Source organism: Actinomadura hibisca NBRC 15177, from assembly GCF_001552635.1.
Classification (GTDB): domain Bacteria; phylum Actinomycetota; class Actinomycetes; order Streptosporangiales; family Streptosporangiaceae; genus Spirillospora; species Spirillospora hibisca.
In genome coordinates, this window is sequence record NZ_BCRO01000031.1 from 66,744 (window position 1) to 90,045 (window position 23,302).

The following is a 23,302-nucleotide window of genomic DNA, read 5'->3' on the forward strand; positions in this document are numbered from 1 at the left end:
TCCCAGGAAGCGCCCCACACCCCCTACAACAAAAAAACGACGGCGACTCGTCCGCCCTGAGGAGCTGGAGACTCCTTAAGTCAGGCGACTCGCCGCCGTCGCTGGAACCGAACTCCCTGGACAGTAGTCCGGTTCCGGTGGCCCAATCGGTAAACCGTTACCTCCACCCGAGAGGACCAGTTATGAGAGTACCCGCTCTGACGAGATGCGCAACGGGCGACACGCCACTTGCCCGTTCCCGCCATGATTCCGTGGCCCTCTCCCGGCGCCCCGCACCCCCCGCGACGGCCGCCCGTCGGCTTCGGCCGCCCCTTTCCTGCTTCCGCGCGGACCCCAACAAAAATCTTGGTGTTCGCGCGGCGTTCTTCCGCTCCCGCAACCGGCACGGCGGCCTGCCGCCGCTCTTGACCGGTGGAGACGGATCCTTGACCGGGCCCTCGGAGCGGCGCGGGACCCCACGTCCTGCGCCCTGGAAGGCTTGGCGACTCGGTCACACCCGGGCGGGAGGCGACGACCTGCACACATGAGAAAGCGCCCCAGGGGGGCGCTGTTCCCATCTCCCATATTGTGTCCGGTCTCCTGACCCGTCTGGCTCCTAGTAGGTGTGGCAGCCAAATCCGAGCTAGACGGTTCTGAAGACCCGGCAAGTCGTGTCGGAGGAAACGATAGCAACTCGTCCTCCGGTTAGCCAAGCACGCCCCGGCAACACGCCGTCAAAGCTCTCTCGGCTGACCGATTCCAACCCAAATGTCGGTACTGTGCGTGCGGATACCGGCACTCTCGGCGATGCCGAGGGGGAGTCGCCTCCCTCTCCGGTGCCCGCCGAAGGGTCCGCCGCGCGTCGGCGCACCCGCGTTCTCGACGTGCCCGGGGCCCGGATCGCCGCCCAGGCGCATGCGCGCATCACCGTGCCGCACATCGCCCAGCGTCCCGTCATGCGGCGCAGCCCCGACGGCGGCCGGTCCTTCCCCCGATGCTCGGCGTCGGGATACCGGTACGAGACCGAGCTCTCCAGCACGCCCCCCTCCCAGCCCACCAGCGTCCCCACCGGCGACCGGGAGACCGGCACCACCCGGCTGCTGGTCCTGGACCTGGACACCTCCCGCGTGCCCGAGTCGGGAGCGGGCAATCGCCCGGCCTACATCGCGAGCGTCGCCGACCAGGCCGTGGCGATGGTCGAGGAGTGCGGCGGGCGCGCCCTGGTCGACGTCAGCCCCAGCGGCGGGCGCCACGTGTACCTCCTGTGGGCCCAGCCCGTCCGGTACTCCGAGATGCGCACGCTCGCCAAGGCCTTCGCGCTGCGGTTCGCCCCGGTCGTCGACACCTCGCCGATGGAGCACACCGACGGCCAGATCCGCGGGCCGGGTTCGCCGCACAAAAGCGTCAACGGCCGGCTCAGCGGCTTCATGACCCTCACCATGAGCATCGACGAGGCCGAGGCCCTTTGCGCGCGCCCTTGCGACAGCGCCGTCTGGGAGGCCCTCCAGATCGAGCTCACCGCCGAGCTCGATCTCGTCACCGGCTGCGGCCCGGATCTCGAAGCCCGGCACCCCCAGGCCCCCGACGCCGTCCCCGGCACCGAGCTGGACCTCAAGGGCGAACCCTTCCGTCCCAGGGTCGGCGGTCGCGCCACGGTACGTCCGGACCTGGAGCAGACCGCTCGAACCCGCCAGTGGGACCGCACTCGATACGCCACCAGCTCCGAAGTCCGCCAAGCGATCCTCTCCAGCGCCGCCGCACGCGGCTGGCGGCTGGAGCACGTCCGGACGGCCCTGGCCACCGAGTGGTCTCCCATCGCCGACTGGTGGCGCGATGACGACCGGCTGAGGACCGAGTGGACCAAGGCCCTGGAGTTCACCACACCCGAGTCGCCACCCCCTGCGGCAGGAGTGGGGGATTCTGTCCGTGAGAGCAACACTAGTGGAACAACCATCACGCGGGGGGGCTCCCCCGGGCCTCAGACGGAGCCTGAGCGCCCGTCGCCGAGAACTGATGATCCTGACCGGACCAGAGCCGGAAACGTCTGGGGGATCGAAGTCAGATCTGAACCCTGGCAGCTGTCGGTGTATCAACAGATCAGGGTCTGGCAACATGCCATGTACATCGTTGAGCGGTATCTGGAGCTGGAGTGGGCGGGTCGGGCCCTGAGTTATCGGGCGATCCTCAGGGCGATCGGCGCCGCGGCTCAGATGGCGGGATCCACTACCGTCGAGTTCGGAACGCGTCAGCTGGCCTATATGACGGGTCTGGACCACACGACGGTCTCGCGAGCGTTGCAAGCGTTGCGAGAGGGGCCTTATGCCCTCATCGCCCTGGCGCAGCGGGCCGAAGGGGTTCGAGCGGACCTCTACCAGCTCGTCGTCCCTGAGGCCCTCGCGGAGGAGGCGGCGCGACGCCGGTTCCGCAGTGGTCGGATCGACGCGATCCATCCGGTCTTCCGCAAACTCGGACTCGGCCCGGCGTTCATGTTCGAAGCCCTGTCCAGCAACCCCGCCACCGCTGCCGAACTGGCCACAGCGGCTCTCTTGTCGAGAACGACGGCGTACGAGGCCCTCCATTCCCTGGCCGCCCACGGCCTGGCCGAACGAGACGAACACGGGCTCTGGCGGCGGGGCCCCGCCGTTCTGGACGTCATTGCCAGCGTTCTGGAGGCCGATATCGAGGCCGACGACCATCTTCGAGAACATCGTGCGGACCGAGCGAAATGGCATGCGTACCTTGGCATTATCTCGGCGGCCGGTGCGGAATTCGTTGATGGGCAGGATCAGCAACCGGACAATACGACCGGCGCCCCGGCCCCCTGTGCGCCCAGAACGGCCCGTGCCCGTCCGCTGAGGGCGCCTCGGACGGCACCCTCCATTCCAGCGGACGCGGCTGCCCAGCGTCGGCAGCGACGCAGACAGGCGGTTCGCGCGAGGCTGGCCCCGAGCTGGTTGACGCCTCCCCGCCGGCTGGTCACCGAAATCGATCTGGCATGCCCAGCTGAAATACGAGCCGTTCTCGATCAGGCGCTGCTAGACGAAATGAGCGAGACGCTTTCCGCACTTCCGGCCGATCTTCATGCCGTTATTGCCGAGGACCTGGCGGTCATCGCCGAGGACGAGGCCTGCCATAGTGCGGAACGAAGTGCCTACGAGCACGAACTCGTCGCGCTGCGCCGCATTTTCGGAACCGCCATTCTTGATCATCCCAGCGGCCCTTCCTGAGAAGACCGTTCGGCCTGGCGGCCTGCGCGCCGGAGAAGCCGTGCTCCCGCAGCGCGCGGCCGGTCCGCCGGGCCGTCCCCGCAAAGATCAAAAACATGCGGTCGTCTTTGTGGAAACTCGCACTGCGGATATCGCGACGGCGAGGTGACCTGCGTAAACGGGTGTGGGAACGAGGATGTGCACCGGCACGTCGATCCGTTCCTCCGTTGCGCCCCGCGAACCGGCGACACGTTTCCTGGATTTCTGCGGCGAGCCTCTTCTTTTGTGCTTCCCAAATATTTTGGCGTTGCCGGGGCGAGCGCGTGAAGATTCAAATATGAGATCGGCCCGGCCCGCACGGCCGACGATTTTCGCCGCACGCCACGTTGGCTTTTTCTCCCAGGGGACGAGCGAGCCCGCTCGTACGAACTTTCAGAGCCGGTACTGAAGCGGTGTTCGGCGACGGCCTGTGATCGGGACCCGCGTGCTCATGGTTGTTTTCAGGTCCGGCGTTGTTACCGGGGCGGCGGACGGAGTAGGGAACGGAGTAGGGAGGGGAGAGGTCTTGTGAGGTTGCCCAGATCTCCCCTGCCACGCTTGCCGGACCGCCGCCGGTTTCCCGACATCGTGGCGGCTCGGTGAGGACAGCGGGAGCCGAAGGGAAGCGCGGTCGGCAGAGAGCCGGGTTCGATCGGGATGCGACGGGAACAGAGAAGACAACCTCCGCCGCTTGAGCCGCAGTGGAGCGGGCTCCTCTGGCGCAGTAACAGGGGATCGCCACGACGACACTGGCCCGATCGGTTCCGTGGGAACCGCTGCATAGGCGGGGAACCGGTTCCGGGAGAACCGCAATGACGGCGGGTGATGCTGCACCGGTTCCCGAAGAACCGCTGCCATGTGTCGGCCCCGGTTCCCCCGGAACCGAAACGACGCGGCCAGGCTGGTTCCCCCGGAACCGGAACTGACGGCTGAATATCGGTTCCGTGGGAACCGCCCGACAACCCATGGTCCGGTTCCTCAGGAACCGAGGCCAGGTAACCCCGGCCTGGTTCCTCGGGAACCGATGCAAGCCCGAAGTACCGGTTCCCGAGGAACCAGGTACTCGTTGAGACCTGGTTCCTCGGGAACCGTAAGAGTGACACGGAACTCGGTTCCTGGGGAACCGCACCTGATGCAGACTCCGGTTCTCCGGGAACCGCCCCCATGACGATACGTTCCGGTTCCCAGGGAACCGCGGCGGCGGTAGAACTACCGGTTCCGGGAGAACCGCGGGTCGCAGTCTGATCCGGTTCCGAGGGAACCGGGCTGGTCACTTTCAATCGGGGACCATTGCCGGTTCTCCGGGAACCGGGGTGGCCGGAGAACTATCGGTTCCTAGAGAACCGGTTCCGGGAGAACCGGCACGAGCGCATTGCCGTGTGACGGCTAGGCACTCTGCTCGACTCATCGTGCACTTGCGAGCGCGAGACGGTGGTTCCCCGAGAACCGCTATGTGCGAAAGTGCCCCGGCCTGCTGCGAATCCTGGCGCAAAGTGGGATGCTCGTTCTCTACAACCTCCCGCCTTGTCGGTGGGACTCACGTTGCAGCATGTGGGGAAGAGGTCTCAGCGAAGGCGGACGCGGTGGCGGCCGCCAGTGCCCAGAGCGGAGGCTGTTGAACGTTATGGCGTCCGGGAGCCGGTCACACCCCCTCTGACCTGCACTTTTGCAACCCTCCCCAAGGTGTCGTTATTTTATAGACGCCTTTGATCTTGGATTTCGAGGAGACTTTCTGAACAAGACCGGTTCCTCGGGAACCGGTGTGACCGTAGGGAAACGGTTCTCTGGGAACCGGCGTGAGAGTCGGCGATCGGTTCCTGCGGAACCGATGGGGATGCCTGCATCGGTTCCTCAGGAACCGGGGAGCGGCCCCTCAGTGGTTCTCCGGTTCCTGAGGAACCGCCGAGATATCGGTTCCGCAGGAACCGGTAGAGGAGGCAGCGGTTCTCTGGGAACCGGCGAGCTGTTGAGTTCTACCGGTTCCCTAGGAACCGGCGAAGCACTCAAGCTCAGCGGTTCCCTGGGAACCGATGGCGGTACTTCAACCCGGCGGTTCCCCGGGAACCGATGGAATGCTTCGCCGTTCCGGTTCCCAGGGAACCGAGGAGAACCGCTGAAGCATCGGTTCCCTGGGAACCGGCAGAGTGCCGCAGCCCGCTGGTTCACCGGTTCCCGGGGAACCGATAGAGCCCCCTGCTCGGCCGGTTCCCGGGGAACCGGTGGAGTGTCCCGCCTCACCGGTTCCCCGGGAACCGGTGGACCCCCCTCCAGGAGAGTCCTGGAATCTGTCACCCGTCCGCGCGTCAGCCTTCCGGCGGTTCCGCGGGAACCGCTACCGTCCAAGCGTCACTCTCTCAAGCACTGAAGGACTGCAATGCCCCGAGGCAAGACCGGAGGACGTCCCGCACACGCTCCGAACGTCCTGAAGCAGCGGCCGTTGATCGAGCCCCCGGAGCCAGGGACCGGCCAGCCGGCACCGGTCGAACAGATCGCCCCCAATCCGGAGAATCCTCGGGGTGCACAGCTCGACCAGGTCCAGGTCGCGCAGATGCGGGACTCCATCGCCCGCTACGGCCTGCTCCAGGCGCTGGTCGTGGTGGAGCTGGAGGTGTTCCTCAAGGAGTACCCGGAGTACCAGGGGCACTTCGAGGCGGGCGTCAAGTACGTCATCGTCACCGGGCACATCCGCTACGCGGCGATCACGAGCCTGCTCGCCGACGAGGACCCCCAGTTTGACGAGCGCCGCAAGACGCTCCGCGAAGTTCGCATTGACGTCCAGAACCACCTGATCGACGACCTTGATGCGATTTTCCATCAGGAGAACCAGAAGCGGCTCGACCTCAACGTCTTCGAGGAGGCGCTGATCTTCCAGCGGCTCCAGCAGCGCAAGGGGTTCAGCCACGCCCAGATCGCCCAGGGGCTCGGTGTCGGCAAGTCGACGGTCACCAAGCGGCTCAAGCTCCTGGAGCTCGACGACGCCGGCCGGGCCCTGGTGCTGGACGGCCGCATGCAGGTGGCGACCGCCTACGAACTCGTGTCGGCCCTTCCCGGCCAGCCGGATCTGGTCGTGGCGGCCTTCCAGCTCATCGAGACCGAGCGGCTCTCTCCCGGCGAGGCCGTGAACCGGATCGTGCTCGCCGAGACCGCCGAGCCCGTCGCGGAGGAGCCGACGGTGAGCGGGAGCGTCGGGGACGATGCCACCGGTGAGCCGGACGGCGTCCAGGACGCCTCCGAGGAGGGCGAAGCCGGTCCGGCGTTCCCCCCGGGCGTGCACGTGGGCGACCCCGCGCCGCAGGAGAAGGTGCAGGCGTCCCAGTCCCAGGACCCCGCCGACGCCGTGCCCGAGCCGCGCGTTCCCCAGGAGGTGCCCGAGCCCGCACCGGCCGCACCGGTCGATGACGTGCGTGCCCGCACGCGCGCCACCGCTCTCCGCGAACGCGCCTGCGCCCAACTGGTGGCCGAGTACGCTCCCGCCGTCGACGACCCGCAGGCCACCCTCATCGCGGCCGGTGTGATCACTGCGGCGGGCGGACAGATCCTCAAGCAGGCCCACCGGTGGATGCGCGCGGCGGGCGACCCCGACGCCGAGCACCTGGAGCCGTCCGCCTATGCGGCGACGGTCGTGGCCCGCGGGAACGGCGCGCTCCTCCGGAAGCTCGCCTACGCCGTGGCGCTGGCCGGTGGCGAGCGCCAGGCGAGCGACCGGCGCACCGGCCTGTCCCCGGCCGCCATCGCCCATATCCGGCACCTTCAAGACGCAGGCGTCTACGAACCGGCCACCGAGCAGGAGCGCGCCGCGCTCGGCTCACCGGCCGCCGCCTCCGCCTGAGGATGCCACCAGCCCTCTCCCCGTCCTCACCCACGGAGACCTCGATGTCAGAACTGCACCGTCCCACCTACGCGCCCCATCTCCCCCCCGTGCTCGCCGGCCTGAACCGCGCCGGATCGGTGGGCAAGACGACCTTCGGTGAGAACATCGCCGCCCAGGCCGCCCTGCGCGGCTACCGGGTGTTGTGCGTCGACGCCGACAACCAGGGCGACCTGAGCTTCTGGAACGGCTACGAGACCTACACCCCGGACGGCACCACCACCGTCCACGACGTCATGATCGGCCAGGCGGCGCTGGCGGACGCGATCGTCCCGGGCCGGACGCGCATCAACCCCGACGAGCACGAGACGCCGTTCCAGAACATCCCGGGGCTCGACCTCGTCCTGGGCTCCAAGGCCATGGAGCAGGCGGACTCCGAACTGGCCGAGGACCCCTTCGGCGTGTTCTGGCTGCAGAACGCCCTGGCCGAGGGGATCAAGGAGGACGAGTACGACCTCATCTACATCGACTGTCCCGCCTCCATGGGACGGCTGTCCATCTCGCTGATCCTGGCGGCGACCAACATCGTGGTCTGCATGAAGCCCGCCCTCAAGGAGATCCGTGGCTCGGCCGCCATCACCGACAAGATCGACGAGATCCGGGCCAGCTACGGCCGCCGGCACAACGCCTCCGCCGAGGCGTCGTACTACTGGATCAACGAGGCCCGCAAGACCAAGTTCCAGGGCCAGTTCTACCTCGACGTCCAGGACGACGCCGTCGAGGCGTACGGCGCCAAGATGTTGCCCCCGCTCGGCCAGGTCGGCCAGATCGCCGAGGCCTACGCCGCGCAGGAGCCGCTGGCGATCTACAATCCGCGGCTGCCGGCGGTGGGGGTCTTCAACACCATGCTCGACCGGTTCGGCTTCCCCGAGAAGAAGTAGGCGAGCCGGGACCGTTGGGGGCCGGTTCCGCGGGAACCGACCCCCAACCGGTTCCCGCGGAACCGGTAGGTGGATGTGAAGAAAGAGACCGGACGCGGACGCGGCCCCGCCCGCCCCGTGCCTTCCTATACCGCTGCCAGGACGGCCGCCGTCGAGATCAAGGACCTCCGGCTGTCGCACGGCGCGGACGGCGTCGAACTCCTTCCCGAGGACACCGACTTCCTGGGGCTGCTGGCCCACCTGCGCCGGTTCGGCGGCGTCGACCGGGCCGTGCATCCCGCCGACGCGCGGCGGCTGGCCGAGCGGGAGTTCTCCGGGGCCGCCGTCATCCTGCGGTACCTGGGCCACCAGCTCCTGGTCGAGGAGCTCAAGCTGATCCAGCAGGCGCGCCAGACCGGGGTGTCCTGGACGGACATCTCGCACAGCCTGGGCTACAAGACCCGGCGCGGCGGCGAGGGCCGGGCGGTCAGCCTGGAAGCGGCGGTGAAGGCCGTCGAGGACGCGCGGACGCTCGCCACCGACAACGCGGCGGTCGTGCCGCGTCCCCGGGACGCCGCGGAGATCCGGCGGGCCCGCCGTGGCGCCCTCATCGTGGACGACTGGCAGATTCGGCACGTGCGCTCCATGGTCGAGGTCTCCGAAGAGCTGATCAAATTCCGGGACCGGCTCCCGCACGGCGAGTTCACCGGGGAGTTCCTCGACGACCTGGCCGAGGCCATGGAGACGGCCACCGAGTCGAGCAAGGGCCGCCGCCGCTTCGTCGTCTGGTTCCGCGCCACGGCCGGGGACCTGCTGGCGGCCGCCGAGGAGCAACCTCCCGAACCGGACGTCCAGCCCCTGCTGGACCGGACCCGGCACCTCTGGATGCGGGCGCGCCAGGCCGAGGAACTCGCGGCGGGCTGAGTCGCTGACGGCGGGCTTCCCAGCCACGGGCCGCGCCCCTGCACGCCCTCGCCCCCACCGTGTCGGGGCCGCGGAGCCGGGTAGATCATCAGTGCGGCGGCGGGCGGCGCTCATGCGCGACGCCGCCGACGACAATCCTCAACTCCGCCGCGATATCGAGGAGTTGCGCGAGGCCGTGGGACTGGAGGAGCGGGAGAGCGCGTGAGCCCGCCCTTCTCCTGCGGCCGTGCCGCGCCCTGACACCGCTCGGGACGAAAAGGGCGAAGGCCGGGCGGAAACCGCCTTTTCCCATTCGCCTTTAAGAATGGATTGCGGCAATCAGGGCATTCTTTTCCATGCCCTCCCGGAGCGGCGTCCGGCGAATTCGCACGGGGGCGTTATGGCGGAAATGGCGTTATTTAAAGGGCGTGTTTTATGTGACGGCGGGTCGGGTAACGATGCCAGGGGCGACATATTCCATAAGCAATTTATGGCGATATTCGCGCTGCCTTTTCCCAGGAGCAGGTCTGCACGGAAGGAACACCATGTTCAGACGAACGGTCGTGCTCGGCGTGGCCGCCACCGCAGTCGTCCTCGGCGGCACCGGCGTCGCCAGCTCGACGACCGGCGGGCATCACCGTACCCAGCCGGGCACCGCCGCCGCCCCCGCCGTCGATCTCCACCTCGTCGCCAACAGCGAGACCGCGGCACCGGGCACGGAGGCCACCATCACGCTGCGGATCGGGAACAAGGGCACCGCGCCGACGAAGGAGGAGGCCACCGTGCAGGTGGTGACCCCCTTCTACACCTCGCTGGGAAAGAAGGCGCCCAAGACCTGCAAGGCGACGCCGGCCGCCCCGACGCCGCCGCTGCCCCAGACCGTCAAGTGCACGGTCCCCGCCGGTATCAAGCCCAAGGGTGACACGAAGGTCGCGGTCCCCCTGCTGGTGGCGAAGGAGGCGCCCCGCGGAACGCTGGCCGGGGCCGCCCTGGTGACGCCCGCCACCAAGGAGCCCGACGCCTTCCCCGGCGACAACCTGGCGGCCTTCAGCCTCCTGGTGCTGGGCGGCTGACGGACTCCGCACGAGCGCCGTTCATCGTGCGCCGGGCCGATCCCATGGCCCGGCGCACGACCATGTCCGGTGGAGCAGGACGTCCCCGCGAACCTCCCGCTGGGAAACGGGAATTGCCCAAAGAAACAGCCGGTGCCCCTGCCGGGCACCGGCTTCTTGCATGGTCGGCAAGTCCCATGCGGGCAACAAAAAAGGCCGCAGCGCCCTCCCGGACGCTACGGCCTTTTTCGCGGCGTGTGTCAGCTGCCGAACGAGCCGTTGACGCAGTCACCCTGCTCGTTGGTGATGCCGAGGATGTTGTGGATCGCGGCGCCGACGCCGGCCACGTCGACGCTGCGGCAGGTCTGGATGCCGACGATCTGGATGTTGTCCGGGCCTTCGCCGGCCACGGCCGGGGCGGCGGCGAACGCCATGAACCCGGCGGCACCGATGAGGGCGGAAGCGACCAGTCGCTTAACCATGGAAGTCTCCGTTCGAGGTGTGGGCGTCGTAGGGCGCCCCGGCTGGAAGATCGTCGGCCGGGACTCCGGTGTCGATCGCACCGCAACTCTCGCTGCGGGGCAACTGTTTCAAACTGCTCTTTGGACATACGTTGCGCCTCTCTAGGGGTTGCTTTCCACGGCGCAGACGCCGCCGTCCGCTTATGGGGGAATCGAGCGGTTCTGGAATTGGCTGACATGGTTCGGTTCGGTCGTGCCGGAAAAATGCCACGCTCGGCCGTTCGATCATCACGCGTCCTCTCCCCGACCAAACGCCATGCCATGCAATGGCAAACTCTGGGCATGCCCGACGTGTCGCCAACCTGCGGAAGGAGCCGGTGAAGACGTGCGCGTAACGGCCTCTGAGCTGCTCATTCGTGCGTTCCCCGACTGCGAATCTTTGGAAATCACGTCTGGCCGCGTGTTCTGATTCCGCTGGCACCGCAGCGGTTATTAGGGCACTCTGTTCGCGAGACACACCGAGGATTTCGAGTTTCCCGTGGTGGCCGCGATTAGCGGTGTTATCGTCTCGACATCGTCGAAGCGGTGGCGACCATGCCGCCGCGTGTTGTGCGACAGAGTCGTACCGACAAAGGAGAGCGCAGATGCGGCCGGACATGACCCAGCACGGAGCAGCGATGCTCCAGGGTCGTCCCTGCCGCGCGCTCTTCCGGGTGGCGGTGCGCGTCGGCGGCCTGGCCGTCCTCGCCCTCCTGGCGTGGGTGCTGGGCTCGGTCCTGGCGCAGTCGACCTCGTCGGCCGCCACGACGGCCGACGCCCCGGCCGCCCCGGCCGCCTCGACCCCGGCCGCCAAGCAGTCGAAGCTCGCCCGGTTGATGAACCGGACGGCGTCTTCGGGATCGCCGGCGGTCACGCGGGCCGTGGACGGCGCGCACCTGCTGGGCGAGCGCGAGCTCGGACTCGTCGAGGAGCGCGTCGAGCGCGCCGTCAACGGGCCCGCCCGTCTCGGCTCGCGCGGCGGCCGGTCCCGGGCCGACGCCGTGCGGAACCTCGGTACGACACGGCTCACCCGGGACGCCGCGAAGACGGCCCTGGCCGCCGGAACCGACGCGTTGCGGGTTCCCCGGCAGGTCGGTCTTGAGCGGGTGACGCCGCCGGTTCGCGCGGTGGAGCGCCTCGCCAAGCCCGCCCTGGCCCAGGTCCGGTCCCAGGGACGCGACGTGCTGGAGCGCGCCGACGCCGCCGCGGCCGACCTGCTCCCTTCCGAGCACCTGGGCGTCCCCTCCGTTCACCTCGCCCCGCTGAGCGAAGCGACCGAGGCCGTGCGGATGGTGACGCCCTCGCCCCTGGCAGGGCTCCCGCCGATGGCCGGGCCGCCGGACCAGCAGCAGCGCCAGGCCCAGCTGCCCGCCGCCGTTGCCGACCCGGTCTCCGGTGATCTCGACGCCGCCCGCGACACCGCCCCGGCCTCCCAGGCCGCCGGTGGCCAGGGACGTGCGCGAAGCCTGCCGTCCGGGCACCTGGCATGGGCCGGCGGCACCGGACGGGCAGGCCACACGGCCGCGACCTCGCAGGCCGAGGACGCCTCCGCCCTGCCCGGCTCCCCTGCTCCCCTGGCCCCCGCGGGCCAGCACACGCGGGACGACGTCCTGCCCCACGGCGGCCACGGCGCCGGTCCCGGGGCGAACATGTCGCCGACCGTCCTGCTGACGGCCCCGGCGACCGCCGGCCGGCCGATGTTCGACCAGCCGGGCCTGAACGACGCCGCGATGTCCGCCGCGCCCGCCGTCGTCCCCGACTAGGACCCCGGCCCCGCACGGGCGCCGCTCGGCGCCCGCCCGCGATCACCTCGACGACCCACCCGCACACGCCCCGCGAGCGCGCCCCGCGCGCCGCTCCGGACGGCGGCGGGCCCGGTCCTCGCCGATCGCCCTTCCCAGACCTTCCTTCCGAAGGCAGCGGCTTCGACCAAGACCGCTGCTCGCCCTGGCCGCACCGTCGGCGGCCAGGCGAACCCAACCGATCGAAACAGGAGCACATCATGCGCAACTGGGCCAAGCACACCAGCCGTGCGGCGCTCGTGGCCGCCGGCGCCGTCGTCATCGGCACCAGCCTGACCTCCGCGTCGGCCATCGCCGACATCGAGACCTCGGGCAAGGGCAGCGTGCTGGGCGGCAACCAGCTGAACGCCCCGGTGTCGGTGCCGGTCAACCTGTGCGGCAACGCCGTGGCGATCGTCGGGGCGGCCAAGGCCAAGTGCCTGGGCGCGGCCACCGTCACCAACCACGACTCCGGCGGCCACCTGAAGTCCTCCGGCGAGGACAGCGTGCTGGGCGGCAACCAGGCGAACATCCCGATCAGCGTCCCGGTCAACGTCTGCGGCAACAGCGCCGCGGTGCTGGGGCTCGCCAAGTCGCACTGCAAGGGCGGCGCGCACGTCATCAACGAGAACGGCGGCGCCGACCTGCACACCTCCGGCAAGGAGAGCGTGCTGGGCGGCAACCAGGGCAACATCCCGATCAGCGTCCCGGTCAACGTCTGCGGCAACAGCCTGGACGTCGCCGGGGCCGCCAAGTCCGGCTGCAAGGGCGCCGCGACGGTCACCAACGCCGTCGGCCACGCCATGGACGCCAGCGACCCGCTGCCCTCCACCAAGCGGCAGGCCGTGGTCAACAAGCTGTCCAAGAACAAGCTCGTCGGCAAGCTGAAGTCCAAGGTCAAGCGCCCGTCGCTGGCGGTCCCGAACCAGGTGGAGCCGGCCGCGACGCTGCCCTCGACCCGCCGCATGGCGACCGGCGCCGTCCAGGAGCCGGAGACCCCGCGCGTCCAGCCGGGCGAGGTCGTGCGCAACATGGTGAAGGCGCTCGGCGTGCCGGTCCCGAACGAGGACGGCACCGGCGACCGCCCGCGCCTGCCCCTGGAGGGCCTGCCCGTGAACATCGGGGGCACGCCGGTCTTCCCGTAACACCGCGTACCGGATCGGCGGCCCGCCCGATCCCGCCCGGCGATCCCGGCTGACGGATCACCGGCGGGCCGAGGCCGATCACCTTCGCTTGCGACGCGGGCGTCCGGACCGAGCCGACGGCCGGCCCGGCGAGGCCCGGCGCCGCGTCGCCAAGCCGCCGTGCGAGCACTGCTGCAGCGTGTGAGCACGGCTCACCAGCGGACGGGGGGCACCGAAGGGTGCCCCCCGTTCACCCGTTGCCGGGACGGTCACCGGCCCCGTCCCGGCCGCCGGACGAACCCCGCGCGTCCCGCCGGACCAAGGCCGCAAGCTCACCCGACCTCAGCGGGGCGGCGCCGCGCCGTCACCGCTGCGAGAGGAGTTCGCATGCCGCGTCACAGGACACACCGCAACCGGCTCCGCCGCCGCATCGTCTACGGGGCGATGCTCGTCGCCGGCCTGGGGGCGGTCGCCCCCCTGGCGATGGTGACCGCGTCGCCGACCAGCAACCCCGACAACACCGCGCACGCCTCGACGGCGGCCGATCCGCTCGGCGCCTCCGCCGCGACCGTCCGGGACGAGCCGACGTACGTGCGGCTCTCGGCTCCCAGCATCGCGCTGTCGGAGCCGGTGCGCGAGGGCGTGGACGAGGAGACCCTCTACCGCGGGGTCGGCCACTATCCCGGCACGGCGCTGCCGGGACGCAGGGGCAACGCCGTGTACCTCGGGCACCGGACCCAGGGCCACGCGCCCTTCGCCAACCTCGACCGGCTCCACAAGGGCGACCGGATCGTCATCGAGTCGCTGGGCGAGACCTTCACCTACCGGGTGACCCAGCAGAAGATCATCCCTCCGACGGCCCAGGAGGTGCTCGCCCCCGTCCCCTTCCGGCCGGACGAGACCGCGCGCCGGAGCGTCATGACGCTCATCACCTGCCACCCCAAGGGGTCGGACCTGCAACGGCTCGTCATCATGGCCGCCCTCGTCAAGCGCGCCAGCTCGCCGCGCCCCGGTCAGTAGGCAGTGTTTCTTGAAGTCCCGGCCCAGGAGGGCTCGCCTGGCGGCTCGCCCTCCTGGCCGTGCCTTGGCGAGTGCCACATCGCTTCGCGATCTGTCCCGGCGGGGCTCGCCTTCGGCTTTGCCCCGCCAGGCCAGTTAGGCACTCGCGCGACGGCTGAGGTCTTGGAGACAGACCCTCGGCGGCCTAGCCCACGAGCCCGCCCACGTCAGGGGCGGGCTCGTGCGGGGCCGGGGAAGGCGCGGCCCTCCGGGAGTTCCAGCGGGAGGGCCGCGCCCGGCGAGGCCGTCAGCCGCAGTGGACGCCGCGCACGTCAGCGCCGTACGTGTTGCCGCCGTGGGTCAGGCCGCCCCAGAGGTAGACGCACTGGTTCTTGAGGTACATGTAGACCGGAGCGGCGTAGTAGTGGTAATTCACGCCGCTGTCGAGCTGGGGGTCGCGCACCACCTTGCTGCCGTCGCTCAGCCCGACGTAGACCTGGCTCGCCTTTCCGTCCCAGGCGGCCTTGACGCGGCTGATGGCGCAGTTCTTGCCGTTCGCGGGGTTGTAGTGGAGGCTCAGCGTTCCGCCGACCTTGTCGTAGTAGTCGAGCGGGTAGGAGTCCAGGAAGTTGTAGCCGGAGCCGCAGGTACCGCCGGTCGCGAGCGCGGGGCCCGCCATGGCGGCCGACAGCGAGGCCGTCAGGACACCGGTGGCAAGGACGGCCGAGAGCTTTTTCGGAGTGGACATCAGGACCCTTACTCAAGCGGGGAGCTCCCGGTGATCTTGATGCAGGGCATCGCCTCGGCGCAATCCCCGGAGAGGATCGTGGTCGGGAGACGGGTGTCCGGTCGAGCGACCGGAGCGCCGATGGGCGCAGGGAAGCGGCCGCATCGGCTTCCCGGCGTTCAGCCGCCGTCGAGGGCGCGGTGCCGGATGGTCCGCAGATGCCGTCGGAATCCGCCGTAGATGTACCGCAGTTCCTGCTCGACGGTCTCGTCGATGCGCAGGTCGGGAGCGGCCGTCACCACCCGTTCCGCGGCGGCGCGTATCTGGGCCTCGCTCACCGCTTCCAGCGGGGGGCGTCGGCCGTACGGGGTGAGGGAGTCGGGGAGGGGGCGAAGGTCGGTGCGCCGGGGGCTGTTCACGGTCTCGTTCCTCGGAAAAAGCCTGGTCGAGCGGGTGGATCTGTTGGGACGGCACGGTGCCCGCCGGGGCGAGGCCGCAGCCCCGCCCCGGATGGCGCGCGTCAGTGCGTGGCGTGCAACCGCTCCTCGGAGGCCCGCGCCGCCGGGATGGCGGTGGTGACCGGCGCGTTGGACGCGATGTGCTCGGCGATGCGGCGGGCGCAGAAGTCCGCGCCGTGCACGAAGCGCATCACCGGGCCGAAGCTGGCGGCGGCGGTCAGGCCCCCGAAGTACAGGCCGGGCAGCGAGGACTGGAAGTGCGACCCCAGCTTGGGCGAGCCGCCCAGCGTGCGGAGCCGCCCGCGCACGCCGGCCGACAGGACGTCGATCCTGTCCAGGTCCACGACGAAGCCGGTCGCCGCCATGACGTGGTCGGCCGTCACGATCTGCGGGTGGCCGTGCTCGGAGACCGTCGTCACCACGGCCCGGCCGTCGGCCTCGCAGGTCTCGGTGATCCGCTGGCCGAGCATGACCTCGATGCGCTCGTCGAAGCGGTCGCGCAACCACCAGGCGCCCGCGGGCCGCATCGTGTTGCGGAGGACGTTCTGGCGCGCGCGGTCGCTGAGCCGGCGCGCGACCTCGGGGTGCTCCGACCAGAGCCAGGTGCGCCAGCCGCGGCCGAGACCCGACTGGGGGCCGCGCAGCAGCCGGCTGCTCCACGACGGGTCCGGGGCGGGCACGGAGTTCCAGGACAGCTCGGGGGCACGGGCCACCACCCGGGGACGCGCCCCGGCCTCGGCGAGCAGCACCGCCGTTCCCAGCGCCGACTGGCCAGCGCCGACGATGGCCACGTCCTGGCCGGCGAAGACGCTGAGATCGTTGTGGTCGGCGGTGTGCGACAGCAGGTCGGCGGGCAGCGGGGCCAGCTCGGGCGGCGTGTGGGCGAAGGAGCCGACGCCGATGGCGACCACCACCGCGCGGGCGCGGATCGTCTCGCCGGTCGCCAGCGTGGCCAGGTAGCCCGCGACGTCGTGGTCGACGCTCACGACCTCGGTGGGCTCGGCCTGCTCGGCGAGCTGCCGGGCGAACCAGCGCCCGTAGGAGACGAAGGTGTCCAGCGGGATCGGCCGCCCCATGCCCCAGTCGGGGTGGTGGTCGGTGAAGCCCCGGTCCGGCACGGGGGAGCCCAGGTTGGAGGCGAAGGGCTCGGACTTGAGGAACATGCCGATCGGCATGTTCTCGTCCCAGAACCGCATCGGCGTGCCGATGACGCGGGTCCGCAGCCCGCGCCCCTGGGCGTGGGCCGCGATGGACAGGCCGTACGGGCCCGCCCCGACGATCAGCACGTCGGTGGCCGAGTCGTTCACAGGTGCTCTCCGATTCCTACTGGTGGCTGGGGCCCACGCCGCAGGCGGGCAGGCGGCGGATGGCAGGCGGTGCGGTCGTTGCGGTGGTGCTGGGAGCGGCGGGCGCCGTCGTGTCCGCCGGGCGCCTGCCGCTCCGGGCTAGGGCCGACGTCGCCCGGCCCGCAGTGCCCGCCGCGCGAGCGCGCGGACGGGCCAGCGCAGGCCGTCCGCCCCCATGGCCAGGAACGGCGCCATGTCGTCGCGCGCGTACCAGGCGTGCTCGCCGGCGCGGCCCAGTTGCCTGAGGCCGCTCGGCAGACCCGTCGGATGGGCGACGGCGTGCTGGAGGCAGTGGTTCTCCACCACCATCGTGCGGCCGTAGTCGGGTTGGGCGGGAGGGACCGGACGGCCGGACTGGTGCAGGTGCTGGACCCGCACCAGGTCCAGGCCCTGACGGTCGCGGAACAGCCGGAACTGCGCGCCGAGGCGGGGGTTGAAGTCGACCAGGTGGTAGGCGCGGGACTCGGTCTCGCGGAAGTCGAGGTCGACCATCCCGCTGTAGCCCAGCGTCTTGATGAGGGCGTGCGCGTGCTGCTCCAGCTCGGGGTTGGCCACCCACTCGCCGGTGATGGTGTGCCCGGCCTGCACGGGACGCGCCAGGTGCTTGCGGCCGGTGCCGCCGAACAGGCAGTTGGAGGACTGGTCGAAGTAGCCCTGGAAGAACCAGTCGCCCTTGCTGTGCCCCACCAGCCGCTGGAGGATCAGGGGACCGGCGGCGCGGTGGGCGGGGTCCTGGGCGAGGGCGACGAGCTGCCGCGCGTGCTCGACGGTGGACACCAGCGTGGTGCTGCGCTGGCCCGCCGCCAGCGACCAGGGACGCGACCACTTGGCGATGAGCGGCAGCCCCAGCTCGGTGACTGCGGCCGTGGTCTCCTCGGCGGACTCCGGGACGCTGCTCGGCGGGCAGTCGATGCCGTGCGCGGTGCAGTGGGCCAGCAGTTGCGACTTGTCGGCGACCTGCTCGGGCAGGTGCGGCGGCTGCCGCGGCAGGACGTAGTGCTTGCTGAGCCGCTCGGCGTGACGGGCGGCGAACAGCGCGCCCGCGTCGTCCACCGGGACGAGCAGGGCGCGGCGGCCGATCCGCATGGCGAGGCCGGTCAGGTGGGCGGCCAGCCGGTCGGGCTCGTCGGGGGCGGGGCCGAAGGGCAGGGCCTGGCTCAGGTACCGGGAGCGGGCCGACGGGTTGCCGTGCTCTTCGAGGACGGCGTGCACCTCGATGCCCGCGCGGCCCAGCGACCTGATGGCGCCCAGCGTGCCGTGGTGGAGGGGGTACCGGTTGGTCCGCAGGATGAGGACCGGCAGGTTCGCGTCGAATTCTGGATGCATGAGGTTCCGGTTGTCTCGCAACAGGGGCCGTCCGCCCGAATTTGTTAAGAAAGGCACAATTTGGACTGCCCGTGAAAGAGAGGTAAATTTTGTCGACAGAGGACCGGTCACCTGTTCATTGATGGTGGTCGAGGGCAGACTTTACGCATGGGGGCCGACGACATCCACTCTTTCCTGCGGCGATTTCTCGAAGCGAGCAGAAAATGGATGCGGCCCAAGGGCGGGCGGTTGCTGCCCGCCGCGTCCATCGGCCTCGTGCTGGCGCTGTGCGCCACGCTGACCGCGTGCATGGGGCCCTTCCTGTCGGCGCCCGCCGCCCGCGCGGTGCCCCTGGGCGCGTTCCTCGGCTCGGACGCCAGGGGCGTGCGGAACATCAAGCCGTTCCAGGAGTGGCTCGGCTCCCCCGTCGACGTGGGGCACACCTACATGCCGGGCGAGGGCTGGAGCGGCATCGAGGGGCCCGACGAGATCCTCAAGCCGTGGGCCCGCTGGAAGGTCGCCAACCCCGACAAGCTGCTGGTCATCAACATCCCGATGATGGCCGCCAACGAGCGCGGGCTGGGCGACGGCACGGTGGCCTCGCTGCTGCGGGCCGGGGCCTCCGGCGCGTTCGACAAGCACTACCTGAGGTTCGCCCGGCGTCTGGCCGGGGAGGGCGTCAAGGACGCGATCATCGTCCCAGGCTGGGAGATGAACGGCATCACCTACAGCGGGCGCTGCCGCCCCGACCCGGCCGCCTGGAAGGTGTACTGGCGGCGCATCGTCACCACGATGCGGTCGGTCCCCGGCATCTCGCTGCGCTTCGACTTCACCGCCACGCGCGGCCCGGACGCCATCCCCTGGCCCGACTGCTATCCGGGCGACGACGTGGTGGACATCATCGGCTCCGACTCCTACGACCAGCCGGCCGGAAAGTCCTTCGACTACTACATCAACGAACCCTACGGCCTCAAAGCGCACGCCGAGTTCGCCGCCGCGCACGGAAAGCAGATGTCGTTTCCCGAGTGGGGGCTGTTCCGCAATGGCGACAACCCCGACTATGTGCGGGGAATGCATGACTGGATGCAATCCCACAATGTCGCCTATCAGACAATAACCGACTATTGCCCGCATGGCGTGTGGAGTTGTGACGACAATCCGCGTTCGGCCGAGGTCTACCGTTCCCTGTTCGGCGGGCGCGGCATTCCGACCGCGTCCCCGACGGTGACGCCGCCCGACTGCCCGACCCCGACGCCGCTCGCGCCCGCGTCGCCCGCTCCCGCCGTGCTGAGCGCGAGCCCGTCCGCTCCGTCGAGGGTGAACCCGGACCCGTCCGCAGGCCAGCCCGCGAGCCCGCCTGCGGGCCCGCCCGGGGACTCGCCTGCGAGCCAGCCCGCAAGTCCGTCCGAGAGCCCGCCCGCCGTGTCGCAACCGCTCTCCTCCGACGCGCCGAGCACGAGCACGCCCGCCTCGCCGGAGACGCCCCAGCCGTCGGCTCCCGCCGCAGCGGAGGCGAGCACACCCGCCCCGCCGGAGACGCCTCAGCCATCCGCTTCCGAGTCGCCGGGCGCGAACGCGTCCCCGCTTCCCTCGCCCGAGCCCACCTCGTCGTGCGCGCCGTCCACGGACCCGTCGTCCTCGCTCACCCCGATCCCGTCGCCGGAGCCCGTACCCGGCACCCCGGCACCGGCGGAGTCCGCCAAGCCGCTGGCGACGGGACCGACGAGCACGACGGGAGCGCCGTCCCTGACGCCTACGCTCGCGGCTCCCTCGGAACCGGCCCGCGAACCGGCCCCGGCGTCCACGCCCACGTCCTCGCTGCCGACGTCACCAATCCCGTCCTCCGCGCCACCGGCCGCGACATCCTCGGACAGCCCTCAACCGCAGGGCACGCCGGAACCGGCCTCGTCCGACCCGTCCACGCCCGCCGCGCCGGAACCGGCACCCACACGGTCGACACCCACACGGCCGGAACCCGCGCCGACCGCAGAGACGCCTTCGGCCCCCACCAGCAGCGGCCCGGCACCTATGCCCGCCACCTCCGGCGCCACGACGTCGACGCCTTCGCCGTCCGCCGCCGGATCACCGACGAGCCCGTAGGTGACCTCGGCCAGCCGGGCGAACGTGACCGCCGAGTCGAAGGCCGCCGCGCCCGCCGAACCGGCGACGCCCTCGGCGTCGGCCAGCGCGGGGTCCAGCAGCCTGGCGGCGACGGCGTCGGCGAGCGAGCCCGGGTCGTCGGCCGCCACCAGCGCGCCCGTCCCGGGCGTCACCACCTCCGCCAGGCCAGGGATCTCGGTCGCCACCAGCGACCGGCCCACCGCCAGCGCCTCCAGCGCCGTCAGCGGCAGCCCCTCCCACCGCGAGGGGAGCACCATCACGTTGGACGCGGCCAGCCAGCGGCGGGTATCGGCCACGGCGGGAACGAATATCACCCCCGGCCCCGCCTGCGCGCACAACCGGTCGACGTCGTCGCCGTCCCCCACCAGGGCCAGCACGGCTTCCGGGCATCGGGCCCTGATCAGCGGCCAGGCGTCCAGCAGGACGTCCTGCCCCTTCTGCCGGGTCACCCGCCCGACGCACACCGCGATCGGCGTGTTCAGGGGGAGTCCGAGTTCCGCCCTGGCCGCCGCCCGGTCATCGGCGTCCATGGGATAGAAGCGGCGGCGGTCCACTCCGTTGCGGACCAGGTGGACGGGCCCGTGCACTCCGGCCCGCCGCCCCTGCTCCAGCTCGCCCTGCCCCACGCACACCAGCGCGTCGGCCCGGCGCGCCGCCAGCCTCTCCCAATGCAGGCTCGCCCGCCCTTGCACCCCACCGGCCGCGAGCCACGACCACCCATGCGGCTGGAAGATCACACGCCTCCCCGGCGCGACCAGCGGGAACCGCCCCACCAGCCCCGCCTTGGAGGAGTGCAGATGCACCACGTCGGGATCGAACCGCTCGACGAGGGCGCGCAGCCGCGACGCCTCGCCCAGCATCCCGGGCCCCGGCGAGCGCCGCGCCCGCCACGGCAGATGGTCGATCCCGGCCGCCGCGAGGTCGGCGGCCAGCTCGCCTTCACCGGGGCACGCCACCGCCACCCGCCAGCCGCGCCGCACCTGCTCGCGCGCGGCCTGGACGACGTAGACCGCCACACCGCCGTGCGTCGGCTGGCTGACGTGCAGCACGCGCAAAGGGAACGGCATCGTGCTCACGCGTCCGAACTATTGCGCGGACGGTCACCCGGGCAGCTCCGGAGAGCGCCGTCGCGGTGCCGCTGCTTGAAGTCGCGCAGCCGCGCCCGGCCCAGCTCGCCCGCGACGTAGTGGGCCGCCAGCGCGGACCGCCCCAGCAGCAGGTGCTCGTTGCGGACCGGCGTCGGCCGCCACTTCAGCTTGTAGCTCTCCGCCCCGCGCAGGAAGTTCAGCACGGGCCTGTCCCGCTCGACGGCGTACTCCAGGTCCTGCCGCACCAGCATGAGCGACACGTCCACCCGGTCGCGCAACCCCGGATCGCAGCCGAACAGGTAGCCGCCGACGAAGTCGCCGCCGACCAGCACCAGGTCGGCGGCGACCAGCTCGCCGTCCCGCCGGTACTGGAACAGCTCCGCCTGCCCCTGCCCGATCATGGCGGTGACGGCCTCGGCGAGGTGCCGCCGGAACCGGTCGCTCATGTGCTCGGGGTTGATGCCGCGGTCCCGCCACTGCCGGATGTGCAGGTCGAGCAGCTCGTGCACCGCCGGCGCGGCCTGGTCGGCGGGCGTGGGGAGGACCGCGAGACGGCAGGCGTCGATCTTGCGCAGGCGGGCGCGCGTCTTGCTGGCGGTGCGTCCGGGCAGCCGCCCGAGGAACGCGGCGACGTCGGAGGCGGGCAGTTGCAGGCACATCGACGCCGGGACGCGCCACGTCGGCCGGGGCCAGTGCGCGGCCAGCAGGCCGACGGCGGCGGAGGGGCGGACCTCGGGGAAGCTGAGCACGTGCCAGCCGGGCTCGTCCATGAGCGCCGCGGCCATGCGCTTGGCGGCCTGGGGGGCGTGCTCGGGGTCGAGGAGCACGTCGCTGAAGTCGCTCTGCGCGGCGGCGAGGGGTTCGAGGACCTGGCAGCCCCAGCGGCGCTTCATCAGCAGCGCGGCCGCGCCGACCAGCTGGTCGTTGCGCCGCACCAGCACCAGCCGCAGCCGTCCGGAGGAACCGTAGTGGTGCCACCAGGACCTGATCCAGGCGTGGGTCTGGAACGGCGTGGCCTCCGGGCAGCGCTCGTGCAGCTCCTGCCACTGCGCGGCCACGCGGAGCAGCGCCGTCTCGTTGCGGCACACCTCGGCGGACCAGGTCGCGGCGCGGGGGTGTGCGGTACTGGTGGTCATTCTCCGGCCTCCGCTGGCTTGGCCTTGCTCTTGCGCGCGCCGCCGCCCTGCGGGCGTCCCGCGCCCTGCGCCGCGCCGACCGCCGCGGCGCCGATCCCCGCCGTGGCGGGCTCGCGGCGGCGGCCCGCCGGGGTCCGGTCCCCCGCCTTCTGCGCGGCGGACTCGTCGGCGGAACCGCTCTGCTGGCAGTCCGTGTCGTGGCCGGTCGCCGGGGCGGGACGCCGCCTCCGGCCGCCGGGCCGGACGCTGACGCCGCTCACCATCGCCAGGACCGCCAGCAGCACGCCGGTCGCGGTGCCGACCAGCACGCTCAGCAGCAGGTTGGGCGAGGAGGGGGAGGCGGGCTCGGTGGCCGGGCTCATCGCGGCGACCTTGACGCGGGTGTCCTGCTCGTGGGCCTTGCCGTAGCTGACCACGGCGCTGGCGGCGGCGTTGGCGTACCGCGCCGCCTGCTCGGCGGTGCGGGCCTGCCCGGTGATGCGGATCAGCGGCGTCTCGGGCGAGGTGGACGCCTGGATGTGGGACCGGGCGTCCTCGACGACGGAGGGGGGCAGGGCCGGGGAGGCCCACGCCAGCGTGGCCGGGAGCGACGCCAGGCGGCCGTACGCCTGGGCGAAGCTGGTGGCCGCCGGGCCCGCGTCGGCGCTCTGCGCGACCACGATGACGTGCGCCGACGCGCTGTAGGAGGGAGGCTTCACCAGTCCGTAGCCCAAGCCGCTCAGCAAGCCCGCGGCTATGAAGACGCTGGGCACGCCGATCCGGGCAGCGAGGCGGTTGACGGCCTGCCGGTTGTTGGGCATACGGGTCCTT

16 protein-coding genes and 1 pseudogene are annotated in these 23,302 nt (G+C 71.1%); 9 read left to right on the top strand and 8 right to left on the bottom strand.

What is annotated here, in order from left to right; all coding sequences use genetic code 11:
- The first annotated feature begins 815 nt into the window (after positions 1-815).
- The 5 genes from AH6_RS15725 (at position 816) to AH6_RS15745 (ending at position 9,928) form a co-directional block, all read left to right on the top strand.
- Positions 816-3,206 carry a helix-turn-helix domain-containing protein gene (locus tag AH6_RS15725; RefSeq protein ID WP_067480047.1) on the top strand — a complete coding sequence of 797 codons (2,391 nt, stop codon included), beginning with the start codon at positions 816-818 and terminating at the stop codon, positions 3,204-3,206.
- Between the two features lie 2,392 nt (positions 3,207-5,598).
- Complete coding sequence (locus tag AH6_RS15730; RefSeq protein WP_507762028.1) at positions 5,599-7,053, top strand: ParB/RepB/Spo0J family partition protein; 1,455 nt, start codon at positions 5,599-5,601, stop codon at positions 7,051-7,053.
- 44 nt (positions 7,054-7,097) lie between these two features.
- On the top strand, positions 7,098-7,973 hold the full coding sequence (locus AH6_RS15735) for a ParA family protein (RefSeq protein ID WP_067480052.1): 876 nt from the start codon (positions 7,098-7,100) through the stop codon (positions 7,971-7,973).
- Between the two features lie 117 nt (positions 7,974-8,090).
- Entirely contained in the window at positions 8,091-8,876 is a 786-nt protein-coding gene (locus AH6_RS15740) for a hypothetical protein (protein WP_157431502.1), read from the top strand.
- Positions 8,877-9,400: 524 nt separating this feature from the next.
- Positions 9,401-9,928: a hypothetical protein gene (locus tag AH6_RS15745; protein WP_157431503.1), complete on the top strand. Its 528-nt coding sequence runs from the start codon at positions 9,401-9,403 to the stop codon at positions 9,926-9,928.
- 239 nt (positions 9,929-10,167) lie between these two features.
- Here the strand turns inward: AH6_RS15745 and AH6_RS15750 are convergent, their stop codons facing one another.
- On the bottom strand, positions 10,168-10,389 hold the full coding sequence (locus AH6_RS15750) for a hypothetical protein (RefSeq protein ID WP_067480058.1): 222 nt from the start codon (positions 10,387-10,389) through the stop codon (positions 10,168-10,170).
- A 623-nt stretch (positions 10,390-11,012) separates the two neighbouring features.
- On the opposite strand from AH6_RS15750, the gene AH6_RS44695 reads away from it, so the two are divergent.
- From AH6_RS44695 to AH6_RS15765, 3 genes are all read left to right on the top strand, one after another.
- Entirely contained in the window at positions 11,013-12,170 is a 1,158-nt protein-coding gene (locus AH6_RS44695; RefSeq protein ID WP_067480060.1) for a hypothetical protein, read from the top strand.
- A gap of 239 nt (positions 12,171-12,409) precedes the next feature.
- The gene (locus tag AH6_RS44700) at positions 12,410-13,333 is read left to right on the top strand and encodes a chaplin (protein ID WP_067480061.1); all 924 of its coding nucleotides are present in this window, start codon (positions 12,410-12,412) and stop codon (positions 13,331-13,333) included.
- A 366-nt stretch (positions 13,334-13,699) separates the two neighbouring features.
- Positions 13,700-14,332, top strand: coding sequence for a class E sortase (locus tag AH6_RS15765; RefSeq protein ID WP_067480063.1), 633 nt, complete (start codon positions 13,700-13,702; stop codon positions 14,330-14,332).
- Positions 14,333-14,618: 286 nt separating this feature from the next.
- Here the strand turns inward: AH6_RS15765 and AH6_RS15770 are convergent, their stop codons facing one another.
- The 4 genes from AH6_RS15770 to AH6_RS15785 form a co-directional block, all read right to left on the bottom strand.
- Positions 14,619-15,059, bottom strand: a complete 441-nt coding sequence (locus AH6_RS15770; protein ID WP_067480065.1) for a hypothetical protein — start codon at positions 15,057-15,059, stop codon at positions 14,619-14,621.
- A gap of 158 nt (positions 15,060-15,217) precedes the next feature.
- The gene (locus AH6_RS15775; protein ID WP_067480067.1) at positions 15,218-15,457 is read right to left on the bottom strand and encodes a hypothetical protein; all 240 of its coding nucleotides are present in this window, start codon (positions 15,455-15,457) and stop codon (positions 15,218-15,220) included.
- 101 nt (positions 15,458-15,558) lie between these two features.
- On the bottom strand, positions 15,559-16,803 hold the full coding sequence (locus tag AH6_RS15780; RefSeq protein ID WP_067480069.1) for an NAD(P)-binding domain-containing protein: 1,245 nt from the start codon (positions 16,801-16,803) through the stop codon (positions 15,559-15,561).
- 138 nt (positions 16,804-16,941) lie between these two features.
- Positions 16,942-18,168 (bottom strand): carboxylate--amine ligase, encoded by a 1,227-nt coding sequence (locus tag AH6_RS15785; RefSeq protein WP_067480071.1) that lies wholly within the window; start codon positions 18,166-18,168, stop codon positions 16,942-16,944.
- A gap of 147 nt (positions 18,169-18,315) precedes the next feature.
- Here AH6_RS15785 and AH6_RS45920 point away from each other — a divergent pair, with 147 nt between their 5' ends.
- Positions 18,316-20,247, top strand: coding sequence for a glycoside hydrolase family 26 protein (locus tag AH6_RS45920; RefSeq protein WP_157431504.1), 1,932 nt, complete (start codon positions 18,316-18,318; stop codon positions 20,245-20,247).
- 92 nt (positions 20,248-20,339) lie between these two features.
- Here the strand turns inward: AH6_RS45920 and AH6_RS15805 are convergent.
- The 3 genes and pseudogenes from AH6_RS15805 to AH6_RS15815 form a co-directional block, all read right to left on the bottom strand.
- Positions 20,340-21,335, bottom strand: a pseudogene (locus AH6_RS15805) (glycosyltransferase); the annotation flags it as partial.
- Between the two features lie 5 nt (positions 21,336-21,340).
- Positions 21,341-22,492, bottom strand: a complete 1,152-nt coding sequence (locus AH6_RS15810) for a GNAT family N-acetyltransferase (RefSeq protein WP_067480081.1) — start codon at positions 22,490-22,492, stop codon at positions 21,341-21,343.
- A complete protein-coding gene (locus tag AH6_RS15815; RefSeq protein WP_067480083.1) occupies positions 22,489-23,292 on the bottom strand; it encodes a YveK family protein in 804 nt (267 codons plus the stop codon). The genes AH6_RS15810 and AH6_RS15815 overlap by 4 nt, the downstream gene beginning before the upstream one ends.
- Between the last annotated feature and the right edge of the window lie 10 nt (positions 23,293-23,302).

Coding starts and splice junctions, on each gene's coding strand:
- AH6_RS15770 (WP_067480065.1), bottom strand. CDS start 15,059: ATGTCCACTCCGAAAAAGCTCTCGGCCGTCCTTGCCACCGGTGTCCTG.
- AH6_RS15730 (WP_507762028.1), top strand. CDS start 5,599: ATGCCCCGAGGCAAGACCGGAGGACGTCCCGCACACGCTCCGAACGTC.
- AH6_RS44695 (WP_067480060.1), top strand. CDS start 11,013: ATGCGGCCGGACATGACCCAGCACGGAGCAGCGATGCTCCAGGGTCGT.
- AH6_RS15815 (WP_067480083.1), bottom strand. CDS start 23,292: ATGCCCAACAACCGGCAGGCCGTCAACCGCCTCGCTGCCCGGATCGGC.
- AH6_RS15735 (WP_067480052.1), top strand. CDS start 7,098: ATGTCAGAACTGCACCGTCCCACCTACGCGCCCCATCTCCCCCCCGTG.
- AH6_RS44700 (WP_067480061.1), top strand. CDS start 12,410: ATGCGCAACTGGGCCAAGCACACCAGCCGTGCGGCGCTCGTGGCCGCC.
- AH6_RS15745 (WP_157431503.1), top strand. CDS start 9,401: ATGTTCAGACGAACGGTCGTGCTCGGCGTGGCCGCCACCGCAGTCGTC.
- AH6_RS15810 (WP_067480081.1), bottom strand. CDS start 22,492: ATGACCACCAGTACCGCACACCCCCGCGCCGCGACCTGGTCCGCCGAG.
- AH6_RS15785 (WP_067480071.1), bottom strand. CDS start 18,168: ATGCATCCAGAATTCGACGCGAACCTGCCGGTCCTCATCCTGCGGACC.
- AH6_RS15765 (WP_067480063.1), top strand. CDS start 13,700: ATGCCGCGTCACAGGACACACCGCAACCGGCTCCGCCGCCGCATCGTC.
- AH6_RS15750 (WP_067480058.1), bottom strand. CDS start 10,389: ATGGTTAAGCGACTGGTCGCTTCCGCCCTCATCGGTGCCGCCGGGTTC.
- AH6_RS45920 (WP_157431504.1), top strand. CDS start 18,316: ATGGGGGCCGACGACATCCACTCTTTCCTGCGGCGATTTCTCGAAGCG.